9 protein-coding genes and 1 pseudogene are annotated in these 9,199 nt (G+C 29.6%); 2 read left to right on the top strand and 8 right to left on the bottom strand.

What is annotated here, in order from left to right:
* On the top strand, nucleotides 1-335 hold a 335-nt coding region (locus tag CAAU_RS12200), incomplete at its 5' end, for a transposase (RefSeq protein WP_156792094.1).
* Nucleotides 336-363: 28 nt separating this feature from the next.
* Here the strand turns inward: CAAU_RS12200 and CAAU_RS12195 are convergent.
* From CAAU_RS12195 to CAAU_RS12155, 8 genes and pseudogenes are all read right to left on the bottom strand, one after another.
* Nucleotides 364-984 carry a class I SAM-dependent methyltransferase gene (locus CAAU_RS12195; protein ID WP_008909742.1) on the bottom strand — a complete coding sequence of 207 codons (621 nt, stop codon included), beginning with the start codon at nucleotides 982-984 and terminating at the stop codon, nucleotides 364-366.
* A 34-nt stretch (nucleotides 985-1,018) separates the two neighbouring features.
* Nucleotides 1,019-3,313 (bottom strand): spermine/spermidine synthase domain-containing protein, encoded by a 2,295-nt coding sequence (locus CAAU_RS12190; protein WP_008909741.1) that lies wholly within the window; start codon nucleotides 3,311-3,313, stop codon nucleotides 1,019-1,021.
* A 240-nt stretch (nucleotides 3,314-3,553) separates the two neighbouring features.
* Complete coding sequence (locus CAAU_RS12180; protein ID WP_008909739.1) at nucleotides 3,554-3,916, bottom strand: hypothetical protein; 363 nt, start codon at nucleotides 3,914-3,916, stop codon at nucleotides 3,554-3,556.
* A gap of 17 nt (nucleotides 3,917-3,933) precedes the next feature.
* Nucleotides 3,934-4,764, bottom strand: coding sequence for a prolipoprotein diacylglyceryl transferase (gene lgt, locus CAAU_RS12175; protein WP_040306666.1), 831 nt, complete (start codon nucleotides 4,762-4,764; stop codon nucleotides 3,934-3,936).
* A gap of 37 nt (nucleotides 4,765-4,801) precedes the next feature.
* Nucleotides 4,802-5,074: a hypothetical protein gene (locus CAAU_RS12170; RefSeq protein WP_156792093.1), complete on the bottom strand. Its 273-nt coding sequence runs from the start codon at nucleotides 5,072-5,074 to the stop codon at nucleotides 4,802-4,804.
* Between the two features lie 77 nt (nucleotides 5,075-5,151).
* Nucleotides 5,152-5,367 carry a heavy-metal-associated domain-containing protein gene (locus tag CAAU_RS12165; RefSeq protein WP_008909736.1) on the bottom strand — a complete coding sequence of 72 codons (216 nt, stop codon included), beginning with the start codon at nucleotides 5,365-5,367 and terminating at the stop codon, nucleotides 5,152-5,154.
* A gap of 18 nt (nucleotides 5,368-5,385) precedes the next feature.
* Nucleotides 5,386-7,577 (bottom strand): annotated as a pseudogene (locus CAAU_RS12160) (heavy metal translocating P-type ATPase).
* 248 nt (nucleotides 7,578-7,825) lie between these two features.
* Nucleotides 7,826-8,149: a hypothetical protein gene (locus tag CAAU_RS12155; RefSeq protein WP_008909733.1), complete on the bottom strand. Its 324-nt coding sequence runs from the start codon at nucleotides 8,147-8,149 to the stop codon at nucleotides 7,826-7,828.
* A 420-nt stretch (nucleotides 8,150-8,569) separates the two neighbouring features.
* Between CAAU_RS12155 and CAAU_RS14405 the strand changes: the two genes are divergently transcribed.
* Nucleotides 8,570-9,136: a DUF6431 domain-containing protein gene (locus CAAU_RS14405; RefSeq protein WP_008909732.1), complete on the top strand. Its 567-nt coding sequence runs from the start codon at nucleotides 8,570-8,572 to the stop codon at nucleotides 9,134-9,136.
* Nucleotides 9,137-9,199: the final 63 nt, after the last annotated feature.

Below are 9,199 nucleotides of genomic sequence, written 5' to 3'. Positions count from 1 at the left end.
AAGAAGTAGAACATTTGAGACATACATACGAATGCAAAGAACTATATAAAGATAGAAGCAAAACCATAGAGAGGGTATTTGCCGACTTGAAGGAGAAGCATGGTTTGCGATGGACAACACTAAGAGGGATAGAAAAAGTGTCCATGCAAGCGATGCTTGTTTGTGCTTGCTTTAATTTAAAGAAGATGGCAAATTGGATGTGGAAGAAGGGACAAAACGGCCCTGGAAAGGGCAAAAATTTCTTTGTATTTATAAAATATTTATCAAAAATGCTTGTAAAAATACTCAAACCCCACTTTTCGTTTTTTGAAAAGTGGGGTTTGTCGACGGTCTGAAGACTCAATAGTAATATTACTATTGAGTCTACTTTTTGTTATATATAGATATTTTTTTAATTATATCTCCACATATATTATCAACCTTAATATTCCAAAAGCCTGCTTCAATTAAATTATCTATTGTTCTTCTATTAATATTAGCACCATACAGATTTAACATTAAAGGATTAAATAAATCCAACAAAAATCCTAATAATTTATTTCCGCTTCTAAGATGTTCTAATAATACTATATTCCCACCAGATTTACAAACTCTTTTAATTTCCTTAAGGCCTTTAATGGGATCAGGAACTGAGCAAAATACAAATGTCGCAAAAACTGTATCAAATTCGTTATCATGAAAATCCATTTTTTGTATATCCATTTGTATTAAGGCCACTTTTTTATTTAATTTTTCTAATTTTTTCCTAGATTTTTGCAGCATCTTTTCACTAAAGACTATAGCCGTTATATCTAAACCTTCAGGATAAAATTCAATGTTTTTACCTGTTCCTACTCCTACTTCTAATACTTTGCCACTTAGCTCCTTCATTAAGTCTAGTCTCCATCCATAAAAAGGCATATTTCCCATTGGTTTTTCTAATATATCATAAAATATTGATGCTCTATCATATCTTTTTCTAATTTTTCCAGTTATATCATCCATATCTGCACCTTCTTCAGGATTAACTTATATTACATTATAAATTATTTAATGGATTAATAAAAAATAGCAAAATATATAATGCACTACCCAAAAACAGTGTAGCATTAAATCCAAACACCATGGCAATTATAATCGTCAATACCGAACCTATTACTGAAAACAGGCCGTTAACTCCCCACATAATTGGAACAAGTATTTCATTTTTTGTATCTCCGACTAATTTTCTTATACCCGTAGGAAATGGTATCCCCATGAATAATCCGAATGGCAAAATAGACAAAATTGTTATAGATATTTTATAATTAATGGGAAAATCAGCGGCTATTCTAAAGATAATTTTCATATTTAATTGAAGAGTAAAAATCATTGAACCAATAATGATAAGATATGCTGATGATTTAGAAATAAGTTTTTTTATTAAACTCAACTCACTTAATCTACTTCCTATTCCACTACTTATAAGTAATGTTGATAAGACAATGCTAAATGTAAGTGAAGGATTCCCAATAAATAATACCATTTTTTGAATAAGTGAAATCTCAACAAACATATATGCCATACCTAAAATAATAAAATATTTTGATATCGCATAATGTTCTTTGTTAGATAAATACTTCTTCTTAATAAAACTCCAAATGGATAAAATAGTTATTAAAAGGCCTACGATTTCAAGCGGGATAAATTTTGAATAGTTATAGAAAAATGGGCTATCATCTTTTATTGGTTTTGAATTAAATGGAATAGAATTTAATAATGCATTAAATGTAATTTTTTTCTCTTTAAGATCTTTATATATATAAAACTCTGAACCTTTAATATGAATTATATCTCTATTTTGTTCATTAGTTATTCTCCTTAATTTGCTTATTTCTAATTCGGTAAAAGGAAGAGTTTTAAATATAACCAGTGGCATTTCTATTTTACCATCATGAGATGGATTATCTTTTACTACTCCATTAATTATCACAAAATAATCCGTGACATCCTCTTGCTTTACTCCAATATCTAAAAGAACACTTATTCCAGTATTTACTACTTTTAAAAGGTCCATACCACTATGAACCATAACGCTTAATTTACCATTTGTTTCTAAATGTTCAAAGTATTTCTTAAATGCTTCTTTTGTAAAGATATAATTCTCAGATAATGCATATTTATTATTTTCAATTGCATTCGTCATAACCATAGAAAGATATATATTATCATATTTTTCCTTGCTTCTTTTAATAAAATTTCTACCATCTTCATTATAAATTTTTACACCATCAATATTATATATATCCCCACTAAATTCTCTAAACTTATTTACAGCTTCTATGGTTGAAGTGTTAATCTCAACTGCATCTATTTTTTTGCTTTTTCCTAATTTTGCAAATAATACGTCTTTTCCTCCCCCCGAACCAATAACTAAGGTTTTATCATTCCTTCCAAAATAAAATGGTATATAGTTGACCTCTCTTTTAAGATATTCAATAGTTTTAATGTTGCCATTAAATTTAATGATCGGAGCAGCTGCACCCCCATCAGTAACAATTATTTTTTCATTCATATCTGTTGTTTCAATAACATCTGTTCTAGAAATTGAATCCCATTTTGTAAATGATATCCCTGTAGGTTTACTTTGGGTTCTTTTTAATATATTTAAAACGTTATTAGGATTAGTATAATATGAGTAAAATCTTTTTTCTATATATTTAGTCGCACTTCCCTGAATAGTTATCAAAAACATAATTCCCATAATCATAATAAAACCTAATATTCTTTTTTTACTGTAATAATAGTAAATGAACAGTGGCACTGCAAACGAAACCATATCAGTAATGAACAAACTTGTAATAAATCCAAATCTATCCATTAATTTTAAAATTAATAAGCTTCCTATGGCACCGCCTAACAGGTCTATAAAATATAGTCTTCCACTTTCATTAGATTTTTCTTTAAAGATTATTGAAATTAAAGCTCCACCAAAAATAAATGGGATTGCACCTATTAAAGAGTAAATAACAAAAACGGGAAAGTATGGCATAAAATACATTAACAAAATACTAAAAATAATACTTAAAGGAAACAGAAAGGAGTATTTTAATAATAGATTACCTAAAGATATTTTATTAGCTTTTAAATATTTATATATTAGTATACCTCCTAATCCATTGCCTAAAATTGCAAACGAAATTACCATAAATACAAAATTATAATTTAATATTACAGAAAACAGTCTTGTAAGTAATACTTCATACATAAATAATGACAAACTAATAAAAAAAACAGATATGTTAATTAATGTAAAACTTCTACCTTGAGTAACCTCTTTTTTATGCCTATTCACATCATATCCTCCTTATACATAAAATCATTTAGTACTCAGTAATTTTTATCAATTTTATTAAGTCATTATACCATTTTAATCTCATTATGTTTTTATTTCCACTTATTGATATATCTAATTCTAAAAATTCTGTATTTTCATGCATCACTGGTTTACCGTTTAAATATTTTGGTATTTTATACAATCCCAAAATATGATGCCCTTCCCCATCAATTTTCATCCAATTTATATTATTGATTCTTAATTCATCGCCAGTCTTAAATGAAGTAATTTTCGAAAATTATAGAGATCTAAATTTTCCGTATGAGTATTAAATTGAGTCTTTATTAATATAAATTTATCGCCTTCTTGTATTGGATTAAGTAAAACTGCTAAAGCAGTTATATTCCCTTGTTGATCAAATCGAGTCAATCTTTCTTCCAGCTGAAGAGCACTGTCTTTTTTCCCTTGATTTTCATTTACATTAAAATTTTTGATATTTTTATTTGAATTAGCATTCTCATCCTTTAAAAAACTAGTTTTATTATAAAAATAATAACCTCCAATAAAACTGAATATCAATATAATTATTAGGATAAAAACAATCGAAAATTTACTTTGCATATTATCCTAAACCTCACTTATCTATTTATAGAATAATATATCCATAATCCAACAATAGCAACTAATATAATCATTACATATTCGAGCATACTTGCCTTAACTGCTTGAGAAGGCTCTTGTTCATCTATATTTGAAATATTTTTTATTTTTAAACTAACAACTACAGTAATAAATATTATGGCAAAGCTCGTAACATGTGCAATTGTAAATGGATAAATTACGATGGGATTACTTCTAAAAAATTCTACTATAGCTCTATTGATAGAGAATCCAATTAGATAATGAATAAAATTTTGACCATTGTATTTTAATTTTCCTCTTCTTGTCCATAAGTAGCCAAACAAAATCAAATCTAAAATCATCTCATACATTTGAGCTGGGTGCAATATTTGTGAATTTACATTTACGCCCCAAAAATATATCCTTTTCATAGGAACTCCATAAACATCGCATCCCATTCTTCCTATAGCCTGGCCAATGGCTATGGCTGGTGAGAAGGCATCAGCAATCTTTAAAAAAGACAATTTTTTCCTTTTTGTATACCACAGAGAAAACAGTATCCCCGATATTAATGCACCTTGAATAGACATGCCTCCTGAACTAATGGAAAAAATTTCAAAAGGGTTTTTTAAATAATATCTCAAATTAAAAGCTAAAATATAGTAAAGTCTCGCACCTATTATCGAAACTATCAATAGATAAAAGATAAAATCCGTGATTTTATTTTCGTCTAATCCTTTTCTTTTTGATTCTTTAAGCGCTATAAATATTCCAAAAATAGCTCCAATAGCTATTGTTACTCCAAATAAATATATGCTAAAATGACCCAATCGAAATAGTTCTCGCAATTATTTCACCCTTTCACTGAACTGTAATAAAAAATTCTTAAAAATTACTTTTTTTATGTTCACTTTTTTTATAGTTTACATCCTGATGTTCATGTAGATGCTCTTGTGGATTCTCATTATTGTTTCGATGATCTTTCATACTATGTTCTTCATGCCCTCCACAACAACCTCTATGTCCATCATGATTACCATCTCTTCTATTGCTCATATTATGCATGTGTCCTCCACAACAACCACCGCCCCTAATCATCATATAAAACATTAAAACAAATATAGCTATAGAAATTATATCCCAAATCATAAATATCATCCTTTCCTATATTATTCATTGTTTTCCAAGAACAGCATTAACAAAACAAATTTATGCTGTTCTTGGAAGATTAAAAACTAGAATTCATTTATGCTGACAACTTCATATCCTGCTTCTTCAATAGCAGCTTTAAGCTTTGAATCATCAACATGATGTGCAAGTTCAACCTCTGCTGATTTCTTTTCAAGACTAACTACAACATTTTTAACTCCGCAAACCTCTTTTAATGCGCCTTCTATGTGCATTACGCAGTGACCACATGTCATTCCTTTAATTGATATGACTTTTTTCATAGTAACACCCCTTTATATTTATTTTGAAGGTTTAAAACCTTTCAATCGCAAAGCATTTAATAAAACAGAAACAGAACTAAAGGACATCGCTGCAGCAGCAAAAATTGGATTTAACTTAGGTCCTCCAAAAGCATATAAAACGCCAGCCGCTATAGGAATTCCTGCAGTATTATACGCAAATGCCCAGAAAAGATTTTGCTTAATATTTCTGATAGTTCTTTTGCTTAATTGAATTGCTGTAACAACATCCATCAAATCACTTTTCATTAATACAATATCTGCTGATTCCATTGCTACATCCGTTCCTGAACCAATTGCTATCCCTACATCGGCTTGGGCAAGTGCTGGTGCATCGTTTATTCCATCTCCTACCATTGCTACTTTATAACCTTGATTTTGAAGCTTTTTAACTTCATTTGCCTTATCCTGTGGTAATACTTCAGCTAGAACAATATCAATTCCTACTTTTTTTGCAATAGCTTCAGCAATTCTTTTATTATCTCCAGTAATCATAGCAACTTTTATTCCCATATCATGAAGTTTTTTAATCGCTTTTGCACTGTTTTCTTTTGGCATATCAGCAACTGCTATTATTCCTGCCATCTTTCCATCTATTGCAATAAACATAGGAGTTTTTCCCTCGCTCGATAGTCTATCTGATTGCCCAAGCAATGTTATTTCTATCTTCCTATCATCCATTAACTTTTTATTCCCAAGAAGTATCTGCTTATTATTTATATATGCTTCAATACCGTATCCTGGAATTGCAGTAAATTTATCTACATTTAATATAGGAATATTCATGCCTTCTGATTCTTTCACAATTGCTTCCCCTAAAGGATGTTCTGACCCCTTCTCTGCTGAAGCTGCAAGCTGTAGCAGTTCTTCTTTATTAAAGTCATTTGTTACGATAATATCAGTAACTTTAGGCTTACCTTCTGTTATAGTTCCTGTCTTGTCAAAAACAATAGCTTGAATTTTATGCGCTGTTTCAAGAGCTTCCCCACCTTTAATCAAAACACCATATTCAGCACCTTTTCCCGTTCCAACCATTATTGCTGTTGGTGTAGCCAATCTTAATGCACAAGGACAAGCAATAACTAATACTGCAATAAAAATAGTAAGTGAGAAAATTAATGATTGACCAGTTAAAGCCCAAGCTATACCTGCTACAATTGCTATGACTAATACTATTGGAACAAAATATCCTGAAATTATATCAGCTAATTTAGCTATAGGAGTTTTTGACCCTTGAGCATCTTCAACCAATTTAATAATTTGCGCTAATGCTGTATCTTTACCTACTTTATTAGCTTTAAATTTTAACAACCCATTTTTATTGATACTACCACCTATCACTTTATCTCCTTTCTTCTTTTCTACTGGTATGCTCTCACCCGTAAGCATCGACTCGTTAACTGAAGAGTATCCATCAATAACTGTTCCATCGACAGGAATTTTTTCTCCTGGTTTTACTAAAACTATATCTCCAACCTCTACCTCCTCGATTGGTATCACCATTTCTTGTTCATCAACAATAATGGTGGCATTTTTAGGGGCTAAACCCATAAGTTTCTTTATAGCCTTAGAAGTTTTACCTTTTGTTACAGATTCAAGATATTTTCCTAATAGTATCAAAGTAATAATTACTCCTGCAGTTTCAAAATACAAATCCTTTGCATATTCAATGTTGCCTCTAGTAATCTCAATAATGGCAAAAATTCCATATATAAATGCTGCACTTGTTCCTAAAGCTATGAGAGAATCCATATTGGGACTTCTTTTTATTAGAGTTTTAAACCCAACAGTATAAAATTTATTACCAGCAATAATTATTGGAATTGATAAAAGCAGTTGTATTAATGCTCCATTGGATCAATAAACTTAGGCAATTTTATGCCAATTAAATGTCCCATGGCTATATATAATAAAGGTATTGTAAATATAGCTGAAACGATAAATTTTTTCCATTAAGTCTTCATTTCCTTTACTCTTCTCATTTTTTCTTCATCAATCTTCTTTTCTGAATCAGCCTCTAGTGGCGTATATCCAGCATTTTTTATTGCCTGTTTTATCTCGGATATCCTAACTTTATTAGTATCATATAATATAGTAGCTTTCTCAGAGGCAAAATTAACATTAACACTTTGTATACCATTTAATTTTTTTATAGCCTTTTCAATGCTATCTGCACATGATGCACATGTCATTCCTATTATATTTAAAGTCTCTTTTTTTGTAGGCACTTTAATCCCTCCCGCATATATAAAATCTACTTAATTTTCTCAATTATGAATATAAAAATATTTATCTTCAAACTTTGAGAATTGTAGCACTATTAATTGTCTTCCCTAATTGATAATCATTTAAAATTTCACTCCCCACCTATGGGTGGGGGTATAATCTAAAAAAATTTTCTGAACTTGACTTAAGCAGGATATAAGTTGTACCAAGCTAACTAATTTAAATTCATCATATTATTGTAATTACCATTATCCCCATGGCAAGCTTCTTCTCCACCCATTGCGTTGTGCATTTGTATCATATCTTCTTTACTAATAGATTCCATAATTTTTGTCATGCTCTCATAGGCACTTCCCCTTATGATTTCTTTCATATTTTTATAACCTTCATCGCTTATGTTGTTCATAAATTCATCCATTGACTTATAATCACCTTTTTCTAAAGCTTTAGCAAGATCTTTATATCCATATTCCTTCATCAATTTTATCATCTTTTTATTAAATTCCTCTTTATTATTTGTTAAGGTTTTCTGGCCCATAAATAGAACATGATTATTTATCTTAATCCTCTTGGTTTGTACCTTTGCATATACAATGCTTAATTAACTTCCTACCACGACTGTCAATACCAATAAGATTATAGCTGCCTTTATTTTTATATAAAAACTCCTCGTATAATATGATTTATAGAGAATTTCCAGTTCAAGTTTAAGTGTTAAACAGCACATTATTCCATCTAAAAATCAATTCAAAAATGCAAATTATTTTAACCTCGCATGTTTCTAAAGGATGAAATAAATTGCATTCTTTCAAGTCAAATTTCTTTATCCTCAACAATGCATAATTTTTAGTTTTTTACAAATAATCATATTAAACTGAACAACAAAAATATAGGGGAAAAGCCCTCTACCTCCACATAAGCTTTTCCCCTAAATCTGAAATTTTGTTGTTCTTTAATTATGATTATATCCAAATTTTCTAACTTTATTCATCAATATTTGTTTTTAGGGGAAGCATCTTTCTATCCAACTCAATATGGCTGTAAAAATTGTGGCTATATGGGTAGGCTCCATAGGCATGGATACTATTATCGTAACGTTATTACCGTATTTGGAACTTACAAAATCAAAGTATTACGTGTTAAATGTCCATCTTGTAAAAAAACTCATGCTCTTTTACCTCACTTTCTTGTCCCATATTTTCAATACTCTTTTTATACTATTCTTTTTCTTCTGTTCCTTAAGTTTGTTCTTGGTTCTTCATATAGTGAAATTCTTTCTCAGGTTAAAAAATTTAACTCCCTCTGTGCTCTTAATACTGCTTCTTTAAGTAGATTCCACAAAAGATTTATCTCTAAATTTAATGAAATTAAAGCCTTCTTTGCTTATTCTACTGATATTTATCCTGAGGCTGATTTTAATAACTTTGGTATTTTGATTAAATACATCATCTCTTTTGAAAGAAGAAATATATCCTTCAATACTTCATATTTTAGTTCAATGCCTTCATATTTCTTTTCTCCTTGATGAGCAGTCGTGTAATTAGGGGAAGTGTCCTTTTTTGCTTTTTTAAGTCCTTTTTCAATTTAT

The sequence above is a fragment of the Caloramator australicus RC3 genome, assembly GCF_000297115.1.
GTDB classification, from domain to species: domain Bacteria; phylum Bacillota; class Clostridia; order Clostridiales; family Caloramatoraceae; genus Caloramator; species Caloramator australicus.
This window is presented reverse-complemented; position numbering and strand designations above follow the sequence as displayed.

What these genes read in the sequence shown, in the direction of transcription:
- CAAU_RS14405 (WP_008909732.1), top strand. Translation starts at nt 8,570, where the DNA reads ATGATTATATCCAAATTTTCTAACTTTATTCATCAATATTTGTTTTTA.
- CAAU_RS12180 (WP_008909739.1), bottom strand. Translation starts at nt 3,916, where the DNA reads ATGCAAAGTAAATTTTCGATTGTTTTTATCCTAATAATTATATTGATA.
- CAAU_RS12165 (WP_008909736.1), bottom strand. Translation starts at nt 5,367, where the DNA reads ATGAAAAAAGTCATATCAATTAAAGGAATGACATGTGGTCACTGCGTA.
- CAAU_RS12155 (WP_008909733.1), bottom strand. Translation starts at nt 8,149, where the DNA reads ATGGGCCAGAAAACCTTAACAAATAATAAAGAGGAATTTAATAAAAAG.
- CAAU_RS12170 (WP_156792093.1), bottom strand. Translation starts at nt 5,074, where the DNA reads ATGATATTTATGATTTGGGATATAATTTCTATAGCTATATTTGTTTTA.
- CAAU_RS12195 (WP_008909742.1), bottom strand. Translation starts at nt 984, where the DNA reads ATGGATGATATAACTGGAAAAATTAGAAAAAGATATGATAGAGCATCA.